The organism is Synechocystis sp. PCC 7339 (genome assembly GCF_019924095.1).
In the GTDB taxonomy this organism is placed as follows: Bacteria; Cyanobacteriota; Cyanobacteriia; order Cyanobacteriales; family Microcystaceae; genus Synechocystis.
In genome coordinates, this window is the sequence record NZ_CP063659.1 from 1,920,246 (window position 1) to 1,942,053 (window position 21,808).

At 42.2% G+C, this 21,808-nt stretch carries 29 protein-coding genes and 1 pseudogene; 10 read left to right on the forward strand and 20 right to left on the reverse strand.

All coding sequences use genetic code 11. The annotated features are described in order from the left end of the window. Positions 1-40: 40 nt before the first annotated feature. The gene (locus IQE94_RS09055; RefSeq protein WP_223341782.1) at positions 41-1,351 is read left to right on the forward strand and encodes an IS701 family transposase; all 1,311 of its coding nucleotides are present in this window, start codon (positions 41-43) and stop codon (positions 1,349-1,351) included. A 36-nt stretch (positions 1,352-1,387) separates the two neighbouring features. On the opposite strand, the gene IQE94_RS09060 is transcribed toward IQE94_RS09055, so the two are convergent. Then, positions 1,388-1,918 (reverse strand): IS630 family transposase, encoded by a 531-nt coding sequence (locus IQE94_RS09060; protein ID WP_223343183.1) that lies wholly within the window; start codon positions 1,916-1,918, stop codon positions 1,388-1,390. Beyond that, a complete protein-coding gene (locus IQE94_RS09065) occupies positions 1,878-2,258 on the reverse strand; it encodes an IS630 transposase-related protein (RefSeq protein WP_223341783.1) in 381 nt (126 codons plus the stop codon). The genes IQE94_RS09060 and IQE94_RS09065 overlap by 41 nt, the downstream gene beginning before the upstream one ends. A 296-nt stretch (positions 2,259-2,554) precedes the next feature. Between IQE94_RS09065 and IQE94_RS09070 the strand changes: the two genes are divergently transcribed. Beyond that, entirely contained in the window at positions 2,555-3,802 is a 1,248-nt protein-coding gene (locus IQE94_RS09070; protein ID WP_223341784.1) for a carbohydrate porin, read from the forward strand. Between the two features lie 9 nt (positions 3,803-3,811). On the opposite strand, the gene psb35 is transcribed toward IQE94_RS09070, so the two are convergent. Next, positions 3,812-4,117 carry a photosystem II assembly protein Psb35 gene (psb35, locus tag IQE94_RS09075; RefSeq protein ID WP_223343261.1) on the reverse strand — a complete coding sequence of 102 codons (306 nt, stop codon included), beginning with the start codon at positions 4,115-4,117 and terminating at the stop codon, positions 3,812-3,814. A 300-nt stretch (positions 4,118-4,417) separates the two neighbouring features. Between psb35 and IQE94_RS09080 the strand changes: the two genes are divergently transcribed. The 8 genes and pseudogenes from IQE94_RS09080 to IQE94_RS09115 all read left to right on the forward strand — a co-directional run. Further along, positions 4,418-6,721: a ribonucleoside-diphosphate reductase subunit alpha gene (locus IQE94_RS09080; protein ID WP_223341785.1), complete on the forward strand. Its 2,304-nt coding sequence runs from the start codon at positions 4,418-4,420 to the stop codon at positions 6,719-6,721. An 86-nt stretch (positions 6,722-6,807) separates the two neighbouring features. Further along, on the forward strand, positions 6,808-7,059 hold the full coding sequence (locus IQE94_RS09085; protein ID WP_212717652.1) for a hypothetical protein: 252 nt from the start codon (positions 6,808-6,810) through the stop codon (positions 7,057-7,059). A gap of 16 nt (positions 7,060-7,075) precedes the next feature. Then, positions 7,076-7,312, forward strand: coding sequence for a hypothetical protein (locus IQE94_RS09090; protein ID WP_212717654.1), 237 nt, complete (start codon positions 7,076-7,078; stop codon positions 7,310-7,312). 21 nt (positions 7,313-7,333) lie between these two features. After that, positions 7,334-7,645: a hypothetical protein gene (locus IQE94_RS09095; protein ID WP_212717656.1), complete on the forward strand. Its 312-nt coding sequence runs from the start codon at positions 7,334-7,336 to the stop codon at positions 7,643-7,645. Positions 7,646-8,033: 388 nt separating this feature from the next. Beyond that, on the forward strand, positions 8,034-9,206 hold the full coding sequence (gene sat / locus IQE94_RS09100; RefSeq protein ID WP_212717658.1) for a sulfate adenylyltransferase: 1,173 nt from the start codon (positions 8,034-8,036) through the stop codon (positions 9,204-9,206). Positions 9,207-9,248: 42 nt separating this feature from the next. Then, positions 9,249-10,313, forward strand: coding sequence for a glycosyltransferase (locus IQE94_RS09105; RefSeq protein ID WP_212717660.1), 1,065 nt, complete (start codon positions 9,249-9,251; stop codon positions 10,311-10,313). A 186-nt stretch (positions 10,314-10,499) separates the two neighbouring features. Further along, positions 10,500-10,859 (forward strand): transposase, encoded by a 360-nt coding sequence (locus IQE94_RS09110; RefSeq protein ID WP_223341786.1) that lies wholly within the window; start codon positions 10,500-10,502, stop codon positions 10,857-10,859. Positions 10,860-11,002: 143 nt separating this feature from the next. After that, positions 11,003-11,347, forward strand: a pseudogene (locus tag IQE94_RS09115) (transposase); the annotation flags it as partial. Between the two features lie 55 nt (positions 11,348-11,402). Here IQE94_RS09115 and IQE94_RS09120 read toward each other — a convergent pair. From IQE94_RS09120 to IQE94_RS09200, 17 genes are all read right to left on the reverse strand, one after another. Continuing rightward, entirely contained in the window at positions 11,403-12,923 is a 1,521-nt protein-coding gene (locus IQE94_RS09120) for a bifunctional metallophosphatase/5'-nucleotidase (RefSeq protein WP_212717662.1), read from the reverse strand. A 35-nt stretch (positions 12,924-12,958) separates the two neighbouring features. Next, positions 12,959-13,810, reverse strand: coding sequence for an RMD1 family protein (locus IQE94_RS09125; RefSeq protein ID WP_212717663.1), 852 nt, complete (start codon positions 13,808-13,810; stop codon positions 12,959-12,961). Between the two features lie 113 nt (positions 13,811-13,923). Then, entirely contained in the window at positions 13,924-14,565 is a 642-nt protein-coding gene (locus tag IQE94_RS09130) for a hypothetical protein (protein WP_194017876.1), read from the reverse strand. Between the two features lie 263 nt (positions 14,566-14,828). Beyond that, positions 14,829-15,164: a DUF86 domain-containing protein gene (locus IQE94_RS09135; protein WP_212717664.1), complete on the reverse strand. Its 336-nt coding sequence runs from the start codon at positions 15,162-15,164 to the stop codon at positions 14,829-14,831. Further along, positions 15,154-15,492: a nucleotidyltransferase family protein gene (locus tag IQE94_RS09140; RefSeq protein WP_212717665.1), complete on the reverse strand. Its 339-nt coding sequence runs from the start codon at positions 15,490-15,492 to the stop codon at positions 15,154-15,156. Before IQE94_RS09140 ends, IQE94_RS09135 begins: the two co-directional genes overlap by 11 nt. 91 nt (positions 15,493-15,583) lie before the next feature. Next, on the reverse strand, positions 15,584-15,751 hold the full coding sequence (locus IQE94_RS09145) for a DUF86 domain-containing protein (RefSeq protein WP_212717666.1): 168 nt from the start codon (positions 15,749-15,751) through the stop codon (positions 15,584-15,586). After that, entirely contained in the window at positions 15,741-15,959 is a 219-nt protein-coding gene (locus tag IQE94_RS09150; protein ID WP_370630465.1) for a nucleotidyltransferase family protein, read from the reverse strand. The genes IQE94_RS09145 and IQE94_RS09150 overlap by 11 nt, the downstream gene beginning before the upstream one ends. Then, positions 15,913-16,248 carry a DUF86 domain-containing protein gene (locus IQE94_RS09155; protein ID WP_212717667.1) on the reverse strand — a complete coding sequence of 112 codons (336 nt, stop codon included), beginning with the start codon at positions 16,246-16,248 and terminating at the stop codon, positions 15,913-15,915. The genes IQE94_RS09150 and IQE94_RS09155 overlap by 47 nt, the downstream gene beginning before the upstream one ends. After that, entirely contained in the window at positions 16,232-16,552 is a 321-nt protein-coding gene (locus tag IQE94_RS09160; RefSeq protein WP_223341787.1) for a nucleotidyltransferase family protein, read from the reverse strand. Before IQE94_RS09160 ends, IQE94_RS09155 begins: the two co-directional genes overlap by 17 nt. A 387-nt stretch (positions 16,553-16,939) precedes the next feature. Further along, positions 16,940-17,170: a hypothetical protein gene (locus IQE94_RS09165; RefSeq protein WP_212717668.1), complete on the reverse strand. Its 231-nt coding sequence runs from the start codon at positions 17,168-17,170 to the stop codon at positions 16,940-16,942. A 135-nt stretch (positions 17,171-17,305) separates the two neighbouring features. Next, a complete protein-coding gene (locus IQE94_RS09170) occupies positions 17,306-17,644 on the reverse strand; it encodes a type II toxin-antitoxin system VapC family toxin (protein ID WP_249213932.1) in 339 nt (112 codons plus the stop codon). A 63-nt stretch (positions 17,645-17,707) separates the two neighbouring features. Continuing rightward, positions 17,708-17,935, reverse strand: coding sequence for an antitoxin (locus tag IQE94_RS09175; RefSeq protein ID WP_212717673.1), 228 nt, complete (start codon positions 17,933-17,935; stop codon positions 17,708-17,710). Positions 17,936-18,057: 122 nt separating this feature from the next. After that, complete coding sequence (locus tag IQE94_RS09180; RefSeq protein WP_212717675.1) at positions 18,058-18,327, reverse strand: Txe/YoeB family addiction module toxin; 270 nt, start codon at positions 18,325-18,327, stop codon at positions 18,058-18,060. Then, positions 18,308-18,580 (reverse strand): type II toxin-antitoxin system Phd/YefM family antitoxin, encoded by a 273-nt coding sequence (locus IQE94_RS09185; protein ID WP_212717677.1) that lies wholly within the window; start codon positions 18,578-18,580, stop codon positions 18,308-18,310. The genes IQE94_RS09180 and IQE94_RS09185 overlap by 20 nt, the downstream gene beginning before the upstream one ends. Before the next feature lie 16 nt (positions 18,581-18,596). Further along, the gene (locus IQE94_RS09190) at positions 18,597-21,344 is read right to left on the reverse strand and encodes a DNA methyltransferase (protein ID WP_212717678.1); all 2,748 of its coding nucleotides are present in this window, start codon (positions 21,342-21,344) and stop codon (positions 18,597-18,599) included. A 29-nt stretch (positions 21,345-21,373) separates the two neighbouring features. Further along, on the reverse strand, positions 21,374-21,586 hold the full coding sequence (locus tag IQE94_RS09195; protein WP_212717679.1) for a type II toxin-antitoxin system HicB family antitoxin: 213 nt from the start codon (positions 21,584-21,586) through the stop codon (positions 21,374-21,376). After that, positions 21,583-21,804: a type II toxin-antitoxin system HicA family toxin gene (locus IQE94_RS09200; protein ID WP_212717680.1), complete on the reverse strand. Its 222-nt coding sequence runs from the start codon at positions 21,802-21,804 to the stop codon at positions 21,583-21,585. The genes IQE94_RS09195 and IQE94_RS09200 overlap by 4 nt, the downstream gene beginning before the upstream one ends. Positions 21,805-21,808: the final 4 nt, after the last annotated feature.

Below are 21,808 nucleotides of genomic sequence, written 5' to 3' on the forward strand. Positions count from 1 at the left end.
ATTAAAATGGAGATAAAAGGCTGAAAAGCGCGGAGGGAGAATGACAAAGACAAGAGAGGCGAAAAAGACAGTACAGTGTGTAGACACATATAGTGAACTGTATAAAGATATATTTCCAGAAGTGAGGTCTTATGAGTCATTTAAATATATCATTGTGGGAATATTAAGTGATATAAAAAGAAAGAGTTTACCTGCAATAGCATCATCACTAGGATTGAAAAATGAACAGGGATTACTGCATTTCATGACAGATTCTCCTTGGGAATTAAAAGAATTAGAAAAAAGAAGATTAAATATTATCTTAGAAGTTTTAGAAGGAAGAGAAATAATAGTAATAATAGATGAAACAGGAGACCCCAAAAAAGGGAAAACAACAGATTATGTAAAAAGACAATATATTGGAAATTTAGGAAAAATAGAAAGCGGTATAGTGTCAGTAAATGCCTATGGTTACTGCAATGGAGTAACGTTTCCTCTAGAATCAAAAGTATTTAAACCAAAAGAAAGATTAAAAGAGGGAGATAAGTATAAAACAAAGCCGGAATTAGCAGTAGAGATAATAAAAGAACTAGAAGAAAGTGGTTTTAAAATAAAAAGAGTAGTGTCAGATAGCTTATATGGAGAAAGCCATAGCAATTTTATCAGTGCCGTAGAGGAATTAAAAATAGAATATGCAGTGGGAATCCGGAGCAATCATGGGGTCTGGCTTCCAAAGGAAGCTAAAGTAAGGGCAAATAAGTGGAGGAGGTTTGAACATATAAGATGGGATGGAAAACAGGAAGATAGGTATATCAGAGAAATAGTTTATGGCAAAAAAAACGCAATAAGATATTGGGAAATTAAAACAGAAACAGAAAAAGAGGAGGAAAAAGCAGGATGGTTTGTAATGACTCGAATACCAGATATTAAATATAAAGAAGTTGGCAGAATATATGGGGTAAGGTCATGGATAGAATATGGATTTAAGCAATGCAAAAGTGAATTAGGATGGGCAGATTTTAGGGTAACTCATTATGAGCAAATTCAAAAATGGTGGGAATTAGTGATGTGTGCATATTGTATGATTTGTTTTTATGATGAGAATTTTAATCCGACTCTAAATTCAACGTCAAAGTATCATCAAAAGCATGAAAAATGGGATAAAGAAGAAGGGTGGAAAAAATGGCTAAACAACCTACGATTAGTGATCTCTGTATTTAATGCAATAAATCTTATCAAAAAGTGGTTAAAAGTATTTCCATTTGCCCATGTTTTGGATGAGTTAACTAAACTTTACAACAAGGTTGATAAGCTAGATCGATTAAAGTATTTGCTAAATTCATGGAATACATTCTATTCTTCTTCTGCCTAGATTGATGAAAGAGGGATATAGCAAAGGACGAGATAGTTAGGACAGTTCTCTCAACGCTATATCCAATGCAGAAATCAGCGATTCTCCATTACTAACAAGTTGGTAAACATAACGTTTTAGTCTCGCCCAGAACTTCTCAATTTTGTTCAAGTCTGGTGAATATGGTGGTAAAAATATAACCTCACACCCAGCTTTTGCTACCAATGCCTTTATTCTTTCTTTCGGATGAAAGCTTGCATTATCCATGATTAGTATCTGACCTGGTATTAACTCTGGTAATAACATTTCTTCTATCCACGTGCATACTACTTGAGCGTTACAGTATCCTTCAAATATCATTGGAGCTATTGTTGTTCCATTCCACCAACAACTTATTATGCTGACTCTCTTGGTTCTATGTCCTAATTTGCTCGCCTTTAATCTCTCTGATTTATGACAGTACCCATAGGGGTAGTCTAGAGTGTCATCTAGACCGGCTTGATCCATATAAATCAGTTTTTCTGCCGCATATTGCTTGATTTCATCTTCAAATGCCTTTCTCGCTTCCTCTTCTATTTCCCTGTAAATATAAGTTTTTTTTTCTAGTAAACCCTATTTTCTTTAGAGCCTTACTTATTCTTATTCTACTTACGGACTCTGGCCATTTTTCTGCCATTTGTTTTTGCGTTAAATGACCGTTCTCCTCCGCAAATTCTCTGAATTTATCCAAATCATCTATTTTCGGTCGTGGACCACGCTCATAATCTCTCTTCGCGGCCACACTTCCTGTTTCTTTCTTCTTTTTTATCCATAGGTCTAAGGTGTTGCGACTAATGTTCAGTGTTCGGCAGACATGGCTTTTCTTCTCTCCTTTTTCTACTGCACTTACCGCTTTCTCTCTTAGATCTATACTGTAGGGGGCTGGCATCGCTTTTTTCCTAACTCTTTCCCTACATTATGTCCTAACCTTAGCAATCTTTGCTATATCCCTCTTGCGTCAGACTGGGCAAGCCGATTTGCTGGAAATCATCGAAAGCCTTTAGCAACAACGGTTTTATGTAGTGTACTTAACAAGATATTATCCCCCATGATTGTCGAGTTTTGAAAACATTGAAACGTCTCCACAGTGAGACTTTTTGTGTAGTACTGAAAAATATTCTTTCCGAGATTCAGGAAAGAGGGATATTAGTTAAGCCAGGCTTCAATAATAAGCCGGAAGAAATAATGGCTGGTATCAGTGGAAACCCCGCCGCTTCTAATATGTTGGTAGGTACAGGGCAATTAGGGGCTTGGTTGGGGCTCAATGAAGATAGTCCCTTCCGCATTGGCGGTATTTTTATGGGCAACGTCAGCCAGCAAATCTCCGGCGGTAATCAGCCTGGATCTCTAGATTTTAATGGAGCTTTAATTCTTGGTGTGGGGATCGATTTGGAAAAAGCAGTGGGTTGGAAAAATGCTTTTTTTGAAGTGGAGGGTTTGCAATACAATGGCCAGCCAGTGAATTTTGTGGCGGGCTCAGCCCAAGGCTATAACTCCCTACAAGCAACGGCCCCCCTCAGCCGCACCGAATTGTACCAACTTTGGCTTAATCAAACTTTTCTGGACAATCGTATTTCCCTTCGCATCGGTAAACTAATTCCTTCGATGAATTTTGGCTATGTGGGACGACCCTTTGTTACCCAGACCGATCCCCAATTATTCACTTCCACCACTGGTTTACTTTATACTCCGGTTTTTGTCGGCCCTGCCATGTTGGGCTTTATTCCCGGCTACTACAATTCCGCCTTTGGCCTGTACGGTGCGTGGAAATCCTGGGGTGGCCCTGGCGATAATCCTGCTACGCCCAACGGTTGGTATGGCCAAGCTGGTATTTACGATGGACGGGGAGCGGAAGGGGTACAGACCGGATTGGTTTGGCTTAATTTTTCTGGCCCCCTATTCAAAGTAGCGGAAGTGGGTGGAACCTGGACTCCCTATGCCGATGCGCCAGAAATCGGTTGGGGTAGTGTGGCAGTGGGGGGATGGCGGCAAAGCGGCCCGCTGACAGCCCCTGGGGGAGCATTTGAATCCCAAACGGGGGGCATGTATGCGTACTTAGTCCAAAAGCTGGGCAAATTTCGAGAGACCAAAGACCAAAATGGCATCGTTGGTTTTGTCCAAGGTGGCTGGAACAGTTCCAGCACTGCGCTGATGCACAGTTCCTTCGGCTTTGGTTTAACTTTTATTGCCCCCTTTGGCGATCGCCCGTTGGATAGTTACGGCTTTGGGTTTTCCTGGGCCAGATTAAATGCAAATCCCCTGGCAGGCTATGGCTTTAACAGTTATGAAACAATGTTGCAGTTCTATGCTCAGTACCATTTGGTGGGCAATTTATTCATCCAACCCGTGCTGACGGTCCTGCCTACCCCCGGCGCTATGGGTGCAACGAGCTCCAGCCTTAGTGGTACGGTACAACTAACTTTTCCTTTCTAGAAAATGGGGCTAACTATTCCGATCCGACTGGGAATCGCCAGGGTTAGATTCTGACTCTCCAGTTTCCCCATCCAGAGTTGACGGAGATTCTGCTAGGTTTTCCGGGGGGATAAATTGGGGTGGTTCCCCATCGTCACCTGTATTAATTTTGGGGATAAAATTTGGCCTCCGGGACCGTTCCCATCCCACTGGCCGCTTGGAGTTATACCAGGCCACCAAACCAATGGATACCGCCGCCACCAACCCTACAACATACACTGCCACAAAATAGGTGGGAAACGTGCTAGCAACCGCCAGGATGGGTAGAGCAAACATATTTTTTAAGAAATAATGGTTGGGGGAATCACGAACCCAATCTTAACAAAAATTGTTATCGGGGCAATGGCTGACCCTGGGGTGATTTCAGACATTGAAGGACTAATTTTTGGCATTTGGTAGCCAATTTAGCAATCCGATCCCCGGGGGGGTGGCCTATGATAAAGTGCCAGATGTGGAGTAAGATCAGTGTCGGCCACACCATATCTGTGGCTTAATTTATCTAAGCTCTGACCTCGGGCCCTTGACCCTACCGGTTTGTTCCGCTACCCTACGAAGTCCCCCTGACTGTCTTTTTCTATGCACCCCACCCTCATCAGCGCCCCCACCAGCCCCACCGCCAATGACACCCATGCTGGCACCAGCCAGGGTTCACACCAGGGGCATCGCATACAGGTGATCCGTCGGGATGGCTCTTCAACGCCCCTCAACATTGGCAAGATCCGGGCAGTGGTGGACTGGGCCTGCCTTGGGTTAGAAGTGAACTCCATTGCCCTAGAAGCGGGTTTAACTACCCGTCTTAGGGAGGGCATTAGCACTAGGGAAATTCAAGATAATTTGATTAGCTGTGCTTTGGAAATGTGCAGTCCCAACGAACCCGACTGGCGCTACGTGGCTGGTCGTTTGCATGTTTGGAGTCTGTGGAAAGATACTCTGGTGCGCCGGGGATATCAATATGGTCAGTATCTACGCACAGTACAAACCAAGGTCACCAATGGGGAATATGACTCCCGCATCTTGACCTACAGCGAGGCGGAATTGCAGGAAGCGGGATGTTGGATTAATTCCGACTGGGACACGGACTATGACTATGCCGGGGCAGTTTTATTAACCAGCCGCTATCTTTTACCCAATGAGTTGCCCCAGGAAGCTTTGCTGACCTGTGCTTTATTGCTAGCTTCGGTGGAAGCACCTGATTGCCGTTTGCAATGGGCCCGGAGGTTTTATGAGGCGATCGCCGCTCGACGCATTTCTTTGGCTACCCCAATCTTGGCTAATCTAAGGGTTCCTGGGGGATCTCTAACTTCCTGCTTTATCGTAGCCATGGAAGATAACCTGGAAAGCATTTTTGGCGAAATTACCAATGCGGCCAGAATTTCCAAAAATGGGGGTGGAGTAGGGGTTAACGTTTCCCGCATCCGGGCCACAGGCAGTTGGGTGATGGGTAAGCCCAATGCTTCCGGGGGGGTCATTCCCTGGACAAAATTGCTCAACGATACGGCGATCGCCGTCAACCAAGGGGGCCGTCGGGCTGGGGCGGTGACGGTGGGGCTGGATGTGTGGCATTTGGACGTACCAGAATTCCTGGAAATGCAGGCGGAAAATGGCGACCAACGGCGTAAAGCCTATGATATTTTTCCCCAACTAATCCTGCCCGATGAATTTATGCGGCGGGTCATTAACAAAGAAGATTGGACGTTGGTGGATCCCTACGAAGTCAGGGAAAAAATGGGCATTGAGTTGGCCGAGCTCTGGGGCGATCGGTTCACAGAAGTTTATCGTTCTATCGAGGCGGCCTTGGATGAAACCATTACCCTCTACAAACGCATTAATGCCCGGGAATTGTTTAAGCAGATAATGCGTACCCAGGTGGAAACAGGGATGCCCTATCTCTCCTTTAAAGACACCATCAACAAAGCCAATCCCAATAAACATTTGGGCTATATCCCCGGCACAAATTTATGTTGCGAAAGCTTTAGCAACGTCACCCCAGGGCAGGACGCCCATTGTTGTAACCTGGTCAGCCTTAACTTAGCCAATCTCGACCTCCAGGACATCGCCGGGGTCAGTCAAATTGCCGTGCGGATGCTGGACAACACCATCGAATTGACCGCGCCTCCCTTTGCCGATGCCAAGAGCCATAACCACAAATACCGCACCATTGGGGTGGGGGCCATGGGGCTTGCTGACTGGTTAGCTAAGCGTCGCCTTAATTACGACGAGTTAGCAGACATTAACCGCTTATTCGAGGAAATTGGCTATTGGTGTACCCAGTCCTCTATGGAATTAGCTAAGGAACGGGGAGCTTACCCCGCCTTTGCCGGCAGTGATTGGCAAAAAGGTTTATTGATTGGTTCCAAACCCGTAAGTTGGTTTCAAGCCAATGCGGCTAAACCAGAACGGTGGGAAAAACTCTCCAACGACATCCAAACCCACGGCATTCGCAACTCCCACATCACGGCGATCGCCCCCAATACTTCTTCCTCGTTAGTGCAGGGGTGCACCGCCAGCATTTTGCCCGTTTATAGCCGTTTCTTTTACGACAAATGGGCCAAAGGTACCGTCCCTATTGCGCCCCCTTTCATTGGCAACTGTTTCTGGTTCTATCCTGAGAACAAAACCATGGACCAGCGCAAAGTAGTGCAAGCAGTGGCGGCAATCCAGCAATGGATTGATACCGGCATTTCCATGGAGTTACTTTTCAACCTCAATGCGGGCATTTATTTTCCCGAGGAACCGGAAAGGAGCCTCAATGCCAAAGATATTTTTGACACCCTTGTGATGGCTTGGGAGACCGGTTGTAAGGCGATCTACTATATTCGCACTGTACAAAAGGATGACTTTAAGGATTCCTCCGATGGCTGTGTGGCCTGTGCTAATTAAAGATATTAAATTTAGTGAGCTCCGGCTAGGCGGATATTGAATGACAAAATTGTAGGTGCTATGATGGCCTCCCAAAGGAGATCATCATGGGAAAGGTTATCAGTAAATCATTTTTGAATGGAATGGCACGGACACTCGATATGTCTGGAATCTGCCTAGTGCGTTCGCCAATCCGCCAAAAGTATATTTCAGCATCAGGACATTTGAGGAGTTCACACCTACTGTCTCAGCGTCCCGACTTAATGGATTCTCATAGTATTCGTTCTGATTTTGAAGCCATTGGTAATGACTTAAAAATGACTATCTATCAATACCAAAAAGATCAGCAAACTATTTAAGCTTTTGAGACTAAGTATGCAAGAATGTGACGATACGTCTTCTCAGATAGAAATATCCAATACGTCTAATCAATCCAATATAACTGAGCAAATTGATTCAAAAGTAATTCAGGAATTGATTGAAGATGTTAGTGAACTAAAAGAAATACTGCTACAGGAAGTGATTGAAATGAGAAGGATTGAGGGAAGATTTTATTCTGGTCTTATCCCTTCACCCGAGATAATTAAAGGCTATGAAGAAGTTATCCAATGAAGCGCAGATAGGATATTGAAAATGGCAGAAAGAAATCTTGAACATAGAATTGCCGCCGAAAACAAACAACTAGACCATAGTATTAAAAGTGAAGCTAAACTTATTAGTACTGAAACTTTTTTAAGCGATCTTGGACTAATTTCTGGTTTTATAATTTCCATATTTGGCTTATCAGGTGCTATTTATTTGGGGGTCAAAGACAAGCCAGTAGCTTCGACAATTATGTCTCGAGGAACTTTGGCCGGACTGGTTAGTGTCTTTGTTAGTGGTCAATCAATGGGTCGAAAACAATCAAAAAACGACAATAATTTAACGAAAAATGAGGAGAGCTAAAGAGCTAAATATTGACTAAAATATTGATGTTTTTCTTCGGCAACATCCGGTTTGTTGTTTACGAAGATTAGCAAAAAAAATCGTCATACCCTCCCTTAACCTACTTAAAAAATATCCTGATTGTCCAAGATTTTTAGGATAAATCAGCATACAATTACAGAATTTATATCGGCTACGGTTGCTAAAATTTACTAATTTTTTGTTTCTCTTGTTTTTGTCAAAATACAAGAACCTAATTACCAAATCATTGTATAAGCTCACTCTTCCGTTGGACTAACAGGACGGTACCGCTAGTTGAGTTTTGTCGCCCCTCCATGGCAATCTAGTCTGGGGTTTAAACAATCAAGCATTTTTGCCAATCATCTCCCCTATCCATTACCAATTAACCATGATCACTTCCCCCTCAGCCATTGCCCCCCACGGCGGCCAACTGATCAATCGCCTCGCCCCGGAAGCAGAACGCCAGGAATTTTTGGCGATCGCCGATAAATTACCCAGAGTGCAACTGGATGAACGGGCCACATCGGACTTGGTGATGATTGCCATTGGGGGGTTTAGTCCCCTGAAGGGTTTCATGGAACAGGACGACTACGAGCTGGTGGTGGAAGAAATGAAACTCGCCAACGGTTTACCCTGGTCGGTGCCCGTTACATTATCCGTAACAGAGGAAGTGGCCGCTCCCCTGGAAGTGGGTAGTTGGGTCCGGTTAGACAACAGCGTCGGTAAATTCATCGGTGTATTAGAACTCACCCAAAAATATCACTACAATAAAGCCCACGAAGCTAAAAACGTTTACCGCACCGATGATCAGGCCCACCCTGGAGTAAAGGTGGTCTATGACCAAGGGCCCGTTAACCTTGCCGGCCCCATTTGGTTGCTGGAACGGGAACCCCATCCCCTGTTTCCCAAATATCAAATTGACCCCGCTGCTTCCCGCCAATTATTTGCTGAGCGCGGCTGGAAAACCATTGTTGGCTTCCAAACCCGTAACCCTATCCACCGAGCTCATGAATACATCCAAAAATGTGCTTTGGAAATAGTAGATGGACTCTTTCTCCATCCCTTGGTAGGAGCAACAAAGAGTGATGACATCCCCGCCGATGTGCGAATGCGTTGCTATGAAATCATGTTGGATAATTATTTCCCCAAAGATCGGGTGATTCTGGGCATTAACCCCTCCGCCATGCGCTACGCCGGACCCAGGGAAGCCATTTTCCATGCCCTCATTCGCAAAAACTATGGTTGTACTCATTTCATTGTCGGTCGGGATCACGCTGGAGTGGGGGACTACTACGGCACCTACGATGCCCAGGAAATTTTCGATGAGTTTGCTCCGGAAGCGTTGGGCATTGTGCCGATGAAGTTTGAGCACGCTTTTTACTGCAAAAAGACCCTGCAAATGGCCACCACCAAAACCAGTCCCAGCGGCCCAGAAGACCGTATTCACCTTTCTGGCACTAAAGTGCGGGCCTTGTTGCGGGATGGGCAATTGCCGCCGCCGGAATTCTCCCGCCCCGAGGTGGCCCAGGAATTAATTCGGGCCATGCAGGGGGAAAGCTAAAAGGGATAGGGCAAGTCACCCTTTGATCCTGCAGCATTAAATATGCGCCTACTATTTGTTTCCAGTCCCGTCAGTTCCCTCAATTCTGGACGATTGGGGGGAGTGGCTCTGAATTTAAAAAACATTACCCGAACCATGGTCAGCCGTGGCCATGAAGTCAAAATTGTCGCCCCCACTGGATCGGCGATCGCCGGTTTGCCCATCCAGGAAATTGCCGGAGCGTTGCAACCGTTAATTCCCCAGCCCACCTACCACGATCCGGTGCTGATGCCGGAAGATGCGGTGGTGGCCCACATGTGGGACTACGTCAGGGAAGTAGAGCAAGATTATGACCTAATAGTCGATTTTGGCTACGAATGGTTACCTTTTTACCTTTCTCCCTTTTTGCAGCGGCCGGTGTTGCATTATGTTTGCATTAGCTCCTGGAATGCGGTCATGGACCGAGCGATCAACCGAGTCGCTCGATTATGTCCCGGCACGTTGGGAGCCCACACCCAAGCCCAGGCTAAAACCTATGCCGTGGCGGACTCCTTCCGTATTTTGAGCAGTGGCATTGATTTAGAGCAGTATCAATTTGTCCCTCAATCAGGCAAAACTTTGGCTTGGGCCGGTCGCATTTCCCCGGAGAAAGGCTTAGAAGATGCCTTTGCCGTGGCGGAAATCACCCAGTTACCCCTGCGGGTATTTGGTTATCTCCAAGATGAAAAATATTGGCAATCTCTGCAAAGAGATTATCCCCGGGCCCGGGTGGAGTACGGCGGATTTTTACCCACGGAGGAGTTTCAGCAGGCTTTGGGACAATGCCAAGCTTTGCTAATGACCCATAAATGGGTGGAAGCATTGGGGCGGGTAGCCTTGGAAGCTTTTGCCTGCGGGGTGCCGGTGATTGCCTATGACCGGGGGGGTCCCCAGGAAATTGTCGAAACGGGCCAAACTGGATTTTTGGTCACTCCCGACGATGTACCAGATCTAGCCACCGCTGTGGGCAAAATATCCGACATAGACCGTGCCCATTGTCGTTCAGTGGCCGATCGCCGTTATTCCCTCACTACCTATGGCGATCGTCTGGAGCAATGGTTTAAAGATGTACTTGATTTTTACCAGTAAATTTTTTGGATCATTGAAAATTTAGCTAAAGAGAAGTCGTAACAGGCAAATTAGAATCATCTTCTGCTAACCAAATAAAAACGTGGGTGTCTATCAAAACACCATTATAGCTAACTGAAATAAGAGTGGGGCGGACGGTATGTATAATGCTATATTATGAATAATGACTAAACTAATAAGCAACTTATGGCATACGATCTAGATTTACGGTTAAGAGTAATAAGTTTTTTAGAAGAAGGAAATGGTGTAACGAAGGCATCAAAAATATTCAAAGTAGGTAGAGAGACAATTTATAGATGGTTAAGCCGGAAAAATCTGGAACCAACGAAGGTAAAGAACCGGCGTCGGAAGATAGATATAAAAGAGCTGGAGAAAGATGTGATGGAAAATCCGGATATGCCGATGAAAGAGAGAGCAAAGAAATTCGGTGTAACTGCTAGCGCACTTTCATATAGATTTAAAGAAATGGGAATTACCAGAAAAAAAAACAGTTACTATATAAAGAAAGAGATGAAGAAAAAAGAGCAGAATATCAAAAAATCCTGAAAGAGCTAATTCTAATTTATGGGGTTGCAAGCCTTGTATTCATAGATGAAGCTGGTTTTGAGGAGTTTGCCTCTTCAGTGTAAGGATGGTCAAAAAGAGGAGTAAGAGTATATGGAGAAAAGCAAGGAAAGAGAGGAAAAAAAGAAAACCTTGTGGCAGGTAGAAGAAAAAACAAAAAAGAGCTGATAGCACCGATGCTATTTACTGGAAGTTTAAATACCGAAGGTTTTGAAGGATGGCTTGAATTATATCTGATACTTGCATTAACAATTCCATCGGTATTAATTATGGATAATGCGCCTATTCATAGAAAGACTAGGATTAAAAAAATAGTGGAAGAGGCAGGACATACAATTTTATTTTTACCTACCTACTCGCCAGATCTTAATGACATAGAGCATGATTTTAGTGCATTGAAAAGAGCAAGAACATACGCCTCTCCAGATGTAAACATAAATGAAATTATTCGTAACTACTGTGTAGCATGACGTCCTATAGTTAATTTAACTATCTATAAAAAGTCATTGCTTCAAGACCTTCCCCCTAGGGTTCCCCTAGATCAGCAAAGGCTTGCTGGGCATTGTTTTGGAGATAATCCACCAAAATAGAACGAATATCCCGGCCGTAGTTAATTACTTTTAACCCAGGGGTATTTGCTGTCAGGTAATCCAAGCCCACCTCCTGACCAGTTAATAAATATTCCATTAACGCCACCCGGTAAGTTTTGCTTGGTTCAATACTGTTTGGAGCCAGGCCTGCTAGCTGGAGATAGCCACCGGTACCGCTATTTTTTTCCCCCTGGGCCAAAATTTTTTGTAACAAATCCCCTTGTATATCCACCGTTACCACCCGGCCGCCAAAGGGTAAGAGGCGAATAATATCGTATTGGGTAATGGCCCCGGCACTAAGCAGGTCATCAAGGCGCACCATGCCACCGTTGAACATCACCATGGCCGCTTCCGGATATTCGTACTCCATGGCCCTGGTAATTAGTCTGGTGAGATTGGTGGACCTGCTACGCACATGGGCATCGAGGGCATCTAAGGCCATGGGGGCTTCAACTACCACAGCCATGGGCTCAAATCCCTGTTGACGAAAGGCATTAAAGCCAATTTCCTGCCATTGCTCAACCACTTTTTCGGTAGCCGGATCACTGGCGATCTCCGCAGTGATGGGTTGCAGTTGGGAATCAATTTCTAAACATTGCCGGTCCGTATCGTAGGTTAATTGGTGAATATAAACAGTACGGGCATTAGCGTCGGCCTTAAAAATTGGCGTTTGGGCCTGGGGACAACTAGGGGAACTGTCGGGCTTAATAATTAAATGGTTGCGCTGGATATTTTCGTGTTCATGGCCCCCCAAAATCAAATCTAATTCGGGAATGGCCTGGGCCAAGGCTAAATCCTGGGCTAGGGAAAGATGGGTCAGGGCTACCCAAACGTCCACTTCTCCCTCCAGACTTTTTATGTAGTGGCGGGCCGTGGCAATGGGCTCACTGTAGGTGACATAGTGCACAGCATTGCTGTCAATGGTCAGGGCTAAAATGCCCACCTTCAATTCTCCCCCTTCTACTCCGGGGATGGTCAAAATTTCGTAGGGTTTGATGCCCGTAAACTGATTACCGGCACCATCGGCAATATTGGCCGATAACCACTGGAAATCTGACTCCGCAATCCGTTGCATAAATTGTTGGGCAGTCACATCAAATTCATGGTTGCCCACAGCAGCATAGTCCAATCCCATGGCATTTAACACTGCCACCATTTGCTTTCCCGCTAGGCGATCGCCGTTGTAGAGAGCTGTGCCCAAGGCAGAAGGACTGAGAAAATCCCCTGCTAACACGGTGTAGGTGTGGGGATTAGCTTGTTCTAACTGCCGCCGTAAATTAGCTACCCGGGCCAAACCGCCCCAACGACCATTATCAATGGGGGCAATTTCATACACATCATTGAGCTGGAGCAGGGTAAAAGGAATGGTTTCCGCTCGGCAGGCCGTGGCCATGGCTCCCCAGATTACTAAGCCCCCCAGTGCCCGAGTTAGCCAAATCCTTTGATTTTTAATCATGATTGTGAAAAAAGTTTTATCAACATAGCCCTGCTTTAGTTGAGCAAACTATAGATAGCGAGAATAATTTCAATTACAATTAAAATAACAATATACCATTCAACTCTATGGCTACTATCCCTTTGTAAAATTGCTAGAGCTGTTTCCATTGTTCTACTAATTAAAATCAACTTCTTTTCCAAAGCTAGCCAGCGTTCTCGTAATTCATACTCGTCTTCCAATCGTAAGTAGAGACGGTCTAGTTCAGGGAAATCCCAAATAGGATCAGGCTTTTCTCCCACTTCAACAATACCAAAAACTTTTTGTTCAATTAACAGTAAGCCACCAATATAGCCCAACAATTCTTTTTCTTTGGGGGGACGGGGATTTTTACCTTGAATAGCTGTCGTAAAGGGTTTGATTTTGTCAAACAAATTAGAAACTTCACGCTCATAATAATCTAAAACAATGCTTTTTCCCAATGCCTCAGCAATAATTTGTAAACGTTCTGTGGTGCATTCTTGGATTGATAAATATCCAGATTCTAGTCGTTCCTTAACATTTGGACGAATAACCATTGGCAAAACTTCTAAAAGTTTTTCGGAAAAAGACTCCTGGATATGGGGATTAATTTGATGTAGAAATTCCAACTCTTCCGACTCACTACAATTAAATATCACCACAACACCGTAGCGCAATAAAACGGCACATCCATCTGCCCCAGTCCGAATAATTAGAGGATTAGTAGCCAGAGGATCTTGAACTTCAATATTTTTGATGGCAATGCGTTCTCCAATCAGGTAAGCTCGGGTCAGAATTGATTCCTTACTACTCCAGTCAAGGTCTGTCGAGGAAATAAGAGTTTGTGATTCAGCATTAATCGGCATCAAATCAGGAGATAAAGTCATTTTATTGAATATAATATAAACTAGAGATGGACAGAGCTGAATTTTATTGAAAAATAATACTAACGCTTTAAATTAGATTTTAGATTATCTACTTTATGCTTCCCATCTTTATTTTACGCATTTTTGAGTTCACAGCGAGCATTTTGCAATCTTTGGCAGATCTTCATTTGCTGATATAGAGGACGCCAATTCCACAGAGCATTTGCCAAGGCTTCCCAAATTGTTAACCAACTAAATACAGTCACCCCTTGATTAACTAGGGAAAAAGCAATTTTGATATCTTGGGAAACAGTCTGTGATTCTAATAAAATAGATAGAGCTAAAGTTCCTGTCCCAACAAATCCGAGTAAAATAGCGTCACGAACTAGTTGTTGTAGGTTTTGTCGGCGAATATTTTCTAGATAAGAAAAATAACGATGAATGACAATACGTAAAATTTGTTCGGAAAAATTTGTTTCAGGGGGAGATTGCTTGGCGAGAGTAAATTGGAGAATAAACTCATCATTCTCAAATTCTGTTAGACAGCTAAAAAGATAGTTAACAAGATCTTTATCAAGATTAAACACCAAGGAGTTTATATCATCATAATTATAATTTGTCGGGAACCGCTCAAAAGGCATCAGTAAGTCTATTGGTGAATCAAGATGTAGGCGAATAATGGTATCCCCTTCAGGAGAACGGGAAAAATGTTCTAATCCGGGTGTTCCTTGCATAAATGTCCGTCGCCAAGGAAATAATTGAATAACCCGTTTCATAATTCAACAATTAACATTAAAAAATGATTCTTCATCACCAATTCAGCTATTAATATACAGATTAAAAAAATCTTCTGAGTTCTAATGATATTTATGCTCACATAGACTAAGACATTTAGCAATAGCAACTAATGCATCTAAGCTGATAGATGCTCAATTTTTTGTTTTTGCATGGTCAAAGCTCCGTTATTTTTAATGAATTTTAATCTATGGGTTAATTTAGCGATCGCCTGTAAATAGAATTCTTTGTAATTCGAGAATAACTAATCATTCTCATTGATTGACGAAATAAAATAAATTAAGGCAGGAACATCCTTTTGAATAGCCTCCCAAATAATGTCACAGTCAACTTCTTTGTATTCATGGACGACTCGATTTCGCATTCCGCGAATTTCATTAAAGGGAATTTTGGGGTATTGATTTTTAAATTGTTCAGATAGTCGATTTACAGCTTCTCCCATAATCACTAATTGGTATAGGACTGAAGATTGCGTTTTTTCATCAACAACAAATTCTTGTTTATCCATATTTTGAGTGAAAGTAAGAATTTGATTGAGAGCATGATAAAGGTCTAAAATGATTTCTTCATCACTGGACATAAATAATCTCCGCACTATCAAGAATATTTTGGCGACGAATCCAGTTTTTGCTATTTTCAATCGCTTTTTTAGAAACGAGGTCAATATTTCGTTTGAGTAATATTTTAAATTCGTTTTCTATTTTAATGATATCCATTAAACTGATATGAGCTTTGGTATCAAATTTAACCAATAAATCAATGTCGCTATTAAAATTAAAGTCTTCTCGTAGGATAGAGCCAAAAACAGATAATTCAGTGATTTGACGTTGTTGGCAAAATTCATCAAGGATTTGGAAGGAGACTCCTAACCGCTTTTCAAGGCGTTGCTTGTTTGTAATAATTTTCATAAGAATTCATGGGACAACTAATTCAATATTGAATCTGTGGGTTAAATTGGCGATCGCCATAAAGATTACGCTGGTTAGTTGAAAAGAGCATTTACATTTTTTCTAACAGAGAATCGAATAGGCGGGCGAGCGCTGGTAGTTTGTTTGCAATTACATCCCAGATTATATCCAGATTAAGTTGATCATATTCATGAAAAATAATATCTCGCATTCCTGCCATTTCCCGCCAAGGTATTGCTGGATATTGATTACATTGCATAAATAATTTGAGGCGCAAATTCAATAAGTATGTCAATGTCACAGTCTGGATGAAAGTTTGAGCGTGGGATAGAACCGAATAATGCGAATTCTTTTACGTGCCATTTATGACAGAATTGACGAATTTTGTCTAGGGATAAGTCTATTGCTGTGATCATCATTTTAAAGATTAAGTTTATTGAGTTGAGAGACAAGGGAAGGGAGGTCATTTTTTATCGTTTCCCAAATGACATCGTTGTCAGTGTTAAAGTAGCCATGAACTATCTTACTTCTCATTCCAACAATTGCTTTCCATGGAATTTCCGGATGGGTATCACGGAACTCTAACGAAATTCTTCGGCCCGCTTCACCAATAATTTGTAATAGATGGGTGACTGCTAATTGTAACTTTTCGTCATTGTCAAAATTTTCTCGGCTTAAACCAGCTACAAACTGAATTGCTTTATGGGCAGTATCAATCATGTGCCCAATATAAACTTGATCATCGTGTTGCGGCATAACAAACCTCGGCTGTGGCTAAAATTTGATTGCGAATACGGTGGTTCAGAAAATTAGGTGTAACTAAATCAATAGATCGATTATCAAATATAGATGAAAGTTGTTCTTGAATTTGATATAGCTTAAAAAAGCCAGGAGTAAAACCTGGTTCAAATTCCACCAAAATATCTATATCACTATTGGGAGTAAAATCATCCCGTAAAACTGAACCAAATAATAACAGTTGGGAAATACGCCACTGTTGGCAAAGGGCTGAAATTTTATCAACGGGAATTTCAATATTTTTAGGTTTCATAGTTGCCATATTAATCTATAAAATTTTATGATGAGTTGATTGAGTTTTTTGTTTTTGGAATCGTGATATTTTTAGTTTTGTGGTTAGATGAAATTTATTTAAAGTTTGATTTGCTTGAAAAATGTTTGGCGATCGCCTATGAATAAAATTGCTCATAATTTTTGTGACTACCAATCCAAAACAAATTCACTGTGTCTTTTTTAAGAAGACCTAATGCCCGATAATTTAGACTAATTCTGACAAACCAGACATTTTCTTCTCGATTAATACATTTAAAATGCAGAGAAGGATGAAACGGGTTATCACGCCACAAATAGTATGTTTTTTAAACCCGTTGTCTTGTTTGCCTATCTAATAATTTATAGGTTTCCCAAAAAGAAGGTAAGGTTGCCGATTTCATAACTGCTCATAATCCATTAGTTGAGATTTGCCTTCGGCAATTTCTTGCTTGGCTTTTCTTGCGGCTTGAATCAAATTATGCTGGGTTTTACTAACTAAATTATCCCGCTCTAGTTCATCTTGAAGACTAGCAATATATTCTCGTAAATGTTCAATGAGTTGGGTTTGAGTTGTCTCTGGCAGAGACTCTAGCATTTTGGTAACGGTAGCGATATTTTCAGATGACATGGGTTAACTCTCCGTTGGGCTTACTGGCAATTATATTCTATTAAATAAATTAGTTTAAGTTGGCGATCGCCTAAAGATTCAGCTACGCCGTGCGCTAGTTTGTTGAAAGTGGCAGACTAAATTTTAATTGATAGCTTATTTTGCCCAGTTTTCCAAGGATAAATTGTTAATGCGTGAAAATTCTCGAACATTATTGCTCACAAGAGTTACTCCCAGACTTAACGCATGGGCCGCAATCAGCATATCCATAGCCCCAATGACAAGACCTCTACTTTCTAGATTACTTCTAATGTTGCCATAGGCGATCGCCGCTTCCTGATTAAATTCCACGATTTCTAGCGGCAACAAGAATTGCATTAAGGCATCACGATTTTTCGACTGCCGTTGACTTTTGCTAACACCATATTCTAATTCTGCCAGGGTAATGGATGAAATACCCACCTCTGACACCTCCAGGGCTTGAAGTTTTGCCAAGACTTGAAGCGGTTTCTTCTTAATGAGATAAATGCAAATATTTGTATCCAGTAAATACTTCATTTAGAATTCTTCTCGCACATCAAGGGGTGGTTGTTCCCTAGTTGCCATAAAGTCATCTGAAAATTGATCTAAGCTTTCAATTAAGGATTGCCAAGGGTTATCTTTGGCAATCAAAATAATCGTACTTCCAATTTTTTTAATGTAAACCTCGCTTCCGGCTATTGTAAAATTTTCTGGTAAGATTATGATTTGATGGGTGCCATCAGTGCTAATTTGAGCGGTGTTCATAATGTCGTCTCTAGGATAAGTAAGGGGGAGAGATTGGGGAGATTGGCGATCGCCGTAAGAATCCGCTTCGCAGTGCACCGATGGTTCAGCTAGGCAGTTAAGACTTGATGATACTCTTTCGATTAGTACTCATTGTAATGGCCACCAATGGCAAAAATGTAAATATATTTGTCGTCAAACTTATAGATAAGACGGTCTTTCTGGGAAATGCGTCTTGACCATAATCCCGACAAATTGTGCTTGAGTGGCTCAGGTTTTCCGGTACCTTTGGCGGGATCTCCTCTCAGCATTTCTTTAATAAGTTTACAGAGATTTTTGTGCAAAATTTTATCCTTCTGCCGAAGCTCTTCGTAAGTTTCCCAAGTATTTCCTTCAAAAACCAAGTATCTCATTAGTTTCTTCCTGATTAGGTAAATATCCTTGTTTTTTTTGATGCGTTGTCATTGATTCAGCAATTTGTTTCATTAACTCATTATTTTGTAAAACAAATAAGGTTTCCTGTTGCTGTTCCCAATCTTCTGCGCTGATGATGACAAAATCTTCGCCATCCTGATTGATCACTTTGATAGGGCTATGTTGTTTAATCACTTGCTCGATAAAAGTTTTCAAGCTATTTGTAAATTGGTTAACTGTAATCGTGTTCATAGTGTTAGTTGTTTAGTTAAGTTGATGATTTAGGAGGATTATCCACAGCCCAGGGGCCAATGATTTTTTCGCCCTGTTTTTCCTTTTCAGCAAGTTCAAGATTTAGGTGCAAAAGTTTCTCCAGAATATCGTCATCTTTTTTGAATCCATAGGCTTTCATCACCAATTCATCCAGTTTTTTATGGAGCTTGTAAAGTTGGCTAGCGGGTTCATCGAAAAAGGCGTTATAAAGTTTAGTAATACCCCATTGTTTAGCCTCCATTTGTTGACTGCGGTATTCATGTATATCAATCATGGCTTGGCGGATCTGTTGGGTTAGTTTTTCGCTCGCCGTTTGGGGAAAGGGAAAGGTTTCAAAACAAGTATTGTGAGTGTAACGAGTATCACCTTTTAAGGTTGAGCTTTGGGCTTTAACCCATTGACGATGAATGCCTGATGTCAATATTCCCAACACATAAAAATCATCAGAAGCAATAACTGTTGTTGAATCTGCCGGTAAATACTTTGTTTCAATTGGCAAAAAAATAAACCACTTTGATACCCTAGAAACATTAAAAAAGAAGGATAGTTCGGTTACAGCATTTCTCATTGCTAAATTTGTACGTTTAAACTTCCACCAATTTTCCCGGAGCATTGATACTCTATTTGTTTGACGAAATTCCTTGACTGTATTTTTGACGTGCTCGAAAGGTAGGCAAAACATTTGAGCTTCTTCTACGCTAAAATTTCTAAAGTCAATAATCCACCTCTCTGGTTTTCCATTGGGATTACGAACCAAATTCGATCCCATCGAAAATAATTTAAGAACTTCCTTGTTAGATTGATTTTTATAAATCCATTCATGAACAACATATTCATCAACAAAAAAACCACTACCATTAGGTTCAACTCCTCTAAAAGCAACATTCTGATTGATTTGTAGAATCTTTGCTAGTCGAATATCTGAAGCTGATTTTAATGATGAATTGATTAAACTGACTTGTCGGTTATCTAAATAGAATTCACTCGGTTTAGATGTCATCCAATTGACTAAACTAACATGTACTTTTGCGTCTCCTGACCAAATTTGCGACGAAATAGCATTATGAATATATCCTCCATGCTCAACAATATAGTCTAAAGATGCTTGACGACTTTTGCCCTGACTAATTGAATTTGTCCCTACTAGACCTGCACGTCCAGAATTTTCTTTTATTTTATTATGAGCTAGGTGAAACCAATGACTTGCAAAGTCTATTTGTTGATTAACAACTTCTGGAAAATGCTTGAAAAGTTTGTCAACATAATTATCACCTAGTTCTATACGCATTAAATGTCCCCCAAGAAAAGGTGGGTTTCCAATAATTGCATCAGCCCTCGGCCACTCATTAAACAACGCATCTTGACAAAGAATATTTTTATCTAGCGAATCCAATGGTAACGCCGGTTCCGTTAACTCAAACTTATCAATCGCAATCTTTCTGGCGATCGTCATTGTCACCCGTGCCAACTGCACCGCAAAGGGATTTGTGTCCATGCCAAAAAACTGTAATGGTGTCACAAAACCCATTTCCATTTGGCTCGGTGCTTGCTTTTTGCGTTCTGCAATCTTTTGCATTAAAAGTCGCTCAATCCGTTTTAGTTCTTGATAGGCCACATAAAGAAAATTTCCCGATCCACAAGCAGGATCAAGCACTCGATAGGACTGTAACTCCAACTGAAGTTGATTCAATTCCCCAATGGTTTTGGCGTTATTAATTTTCTCCTCCCAATAGTCCGAAATAGTGGGCCGCACAATCTGGCGAATATCCTTTTCTGAAGTGTAATGAATACCCCTCGCATGACGCTCATTTTCATCGATCGCCCCTTCAAAAATATTGCCAAAAATTGATGGACGAATATTTTCCCAATTATCCTTTGCACAGATGTCCAAAAGCCTTAACTCTGATTCTTCCAAGGCGATCGGCTGAATTTCCGCAAACAAACCACCATTAAAATAGTCCACCCTCGCATAACGACCCTGGGGCACAATTCCCGGTTGATTCATAGCCCGAAACAACCCACTGAAAGCATCATAGGCATTATCTTTTCCCGTTAAACAATCCTGCACCAAAGCCACAAATAAGTCCCGTGGTAACAAATTTCGGTCTTCCGCAAACATGGCCAACACACATTGCAGAGTAAACCGTTGTAACTGCTCCTCCGTAAAATAGGCAAACTTCTCCCGTTTGCCCCGCTCTCGCACCTGTTGATAAAACTCCCCCATCCGCCGGGCTGTGCGTTCCGTTACCTCTACTTGGTTATTGCGAAAAATGGGGGCCTTCCCCCCAATTTCCATAAAGGAAAAAGTCCCCAAACGCTTAGGTAAATCCTCCAGCCTGACCCGATCCACCGGCTCATCTACTTGGTTGGTGAAGTCATAGATCCAAAACTCATCAAAATTACAGAGGATTGAATACTGGGGCTTAGGCGTTAACCGCATCCAATACCGTTCAAGCTGGGAATAATGCAAAGTTAAATCTGTGCCCCGCCTCTTCATTTCAATCACCACCCCTTTAACCCCCAACCTGGACGGCCAGACTAAATCCGCAAAGCCCGTTTGATCCTGTTTACTACTCTTTTTTACCCTCTGCTCAAACTCTGCCCCCGCTTCCTTAATACCCTGATGACCAAAGGCTTGAAAAAACTTGGTTAAAAATGTTTGAGATTCTGACTTCTCGTCCCCTTTGATATGTTGCTGGCAATATTGGACAAAACTTTGCAGGGATTCAGGAGTCGCTGTCATTGCTACATTTAGAACAGTTTATCTATGGTCTATGCCATTTGAAGAAGTGGTTGGGGTTTGGGCAGTTTCCCGTCATCGTCATCTAACTCCGTTAACAGACCTAAAACTTCCTGGGCATTTTGCAATGCCTCATCATAGGTATCACCGTGGGTAACAGGCTGCATAACCGATTCAAAATCCGGAAGAAAGACCACAAAGCAGTTATCCGCTTCCGACCACTGAATGACAATCGTATATTTCATCCTTGGTTATCCTCTTGATCAAGCTTTCGTAATTTTGCCAAGCTTTCCATCACTTGCTTTTCGAGGTAGGGTTTGGCATCATCGCCATCCTTACCTGCCATGATGATAGCTTGCGGGAGACCCGGATGAGTCCATTTGCTATGACTTCCCTTCGCAGGTTTGACGGTAAATCCTGCTTGTTTCAATAGTGCTTTAAGTTTGCGAATTTTCTTTGGCATAACC

Coding starts and splice junctions, on each gene's coding strand:
- IQE94_RS09090 (WP_212717654.1), top strand. CDS start 7,076: ATGCAAGAATGTGACGATACGTCTTCTCAGATAGAAATATCCAATACG.
- IQE94_RS09180 (WP_212717675.1), bottom strand. CDS start 18,327: ATGAGATACTTGGTTTTTGAAGGAAATACTTGGGAAACTTACGAAGAG.
- IQE94_RS09190 (WP_212717678.1), bottom strand. CDS start 21,344: ATGACAGCGACTCCTGAATCCCTGCAAAGTTTTGTCCAATATTGCCAG.
- psb35 (WP_223343261.1), bottom strand. CDS start 4,117: ATGTTTGCTCTACCCATCCTGGCGGTTGCTAGCACGTTTCCCACCTAT.
- IQE94_RS09140 (WP_212717665.1), bottom strand. CDS start 15,492: ATGAAAATTATTACAAACAAGCAACGCCTTGAAAAGCGGTTAGGAGTC.
- IQE94_RS09195 (WP_212717679.1), bottom strand. CDS start 21,586: ATGAAATATACGATTGTCATTCAGTGGTCGGAAGCGGATAACTGCTTT.
- IQE94_RS09150 (WP_370630465.1), bottom strand. CDS start 15,959: ATGACCTCCCTTCCCTTGTCTCTCAACTCAATAAACTTAATCTTTAAA.
- IQE94_RS09165 (WP_212717668.1), bottom strand. CDS start 17,170: ATGTCATCTGAAAATATCGCTACCGTTACCAAAATGCTAGAGTCTCTG.
- IQE94_RS09105 (WP_212717660.1), top strand. CDS start 9,249: ATGCGCCTACTATTTGTTTCCAGTCCCGTCAGTTCCCTCAATTCTGGA.
- IQE94_RS09145 (WP_212717666.1), bottom strand. CDS start 15,751: ATGCAATGTAATCAATATCCAGCAATACCTTGGCGGGAAATGGCAGGA.
- IQE94_RS09155 (WP_212717667.1), bottom strand. CDS start 16,248: ATGCCGCAACACGATGATCAAGTTTATATTGGGCACATGATTGATACT.
- IQE94_RS09125 (WP_212717663.1), bottom strand. CDS start 13,810: ATGACTTTATCTCCTGATTTGATGCCGATTAATGCTGAATCACAAACT.
- IQE94_RS09200 (WP_212717680.1), bottom strand. CDS start 21,804: ATGCCAAAGAAAATTCGCAAACTTAAAGCACTATTGAAACAAGCAGGA.
- IQE94_RS09135 (WP_212717664.1), bottom strand. CDS start 15,164: ATGTCCAGTGATGAAGAAATCATTTTAGACCTTTATCATGCTCTCAAT.
- IQE94_RS09085 (WP_212717652.1), top strand. CDS start 6,808: ATGGGAAAGGTTATCAGTAAATCATTTTTGAATGGAATGGCACGGACA.
- IQE94_RS09160 (WP_223341787.1), bottom strand. CDS start 16,552: ATGGCAACTATGAAACCTAAAAATATTGAAATTCCCGTTGATAAAATT.
- IQE94_RS09120 (WP_212717662.1), bottom strand. CDS start 12,923: ATGATTAAAAATCAAAGGATTTGGCTAACTCGGGCACTGGGGGGCTTA.
- IQE94_RS09110 (WP_223341786.1), top strand. CDS start 10,500: ATGGCATACGATCTAGATTTACGGTTAAGAGTAATAAGTTTTTTAGAA.
- IQE94_RS09055 (WP_223341782.1), top strand. CDS start 41: ATGACAAAGACAAGAGAGGCGAAAAAGACAGTACAGTGTGTAGACACA.
- IQE94_RS09080 (WP_223341785.1), top strand. CDS start 4,418: ATGCACCCCACCCTCATCAGCGCCCCCACCAGCCCCACCGCCAATGAC.
- sat (WP_212717658.1), top strand. CDS start 8,034: ATGATCACTTCCCCCTCAGCCATTGCCCCCCACGGCGGCCAACTGATC.
- IQE94_RS09185 (WP_212717677.1), bottom strand. CDS start 18,580: ATGAACACGATTACAGTTAACCAATTTACAAATAGCTTGAAAACTTTT.
- IQE94_RS09065 (WP_223341783.1), bottom strand. CDS start 2,258: ATGCCAGCCCCCTACAGTATAGATCTAAGAGAGAAAGCGGTAAGTGCA.
- IQE94_RS09070 (WP_223341784.1), top strand. CDS start 2,555: ATGGCTGGTATCAGTGGAAACCCCGCCGCTTCTAATATGTTGGTAGGT.
- IQE94_RS09175 (WP_212717673.1), bottom strand. CDS start 17,935: ATGAACACCGCTCAAATTAGCACTGATGGCACCCATCAAATCATAATC.
- IQE94_RS09095 (WP_212717656.1), top strand. CDS start 7,334: ATGGCAGAAAGAAATCTTGAACATAGAATTGCCGCCGAAAACAAACAA.
- IQE94_RS09130 (WP_194017876.1), bottom strand. CDS start 14,565: ATGAAACGGGTTATTCAATTATTTCCTTGGCGACGGACATTTATGCAA.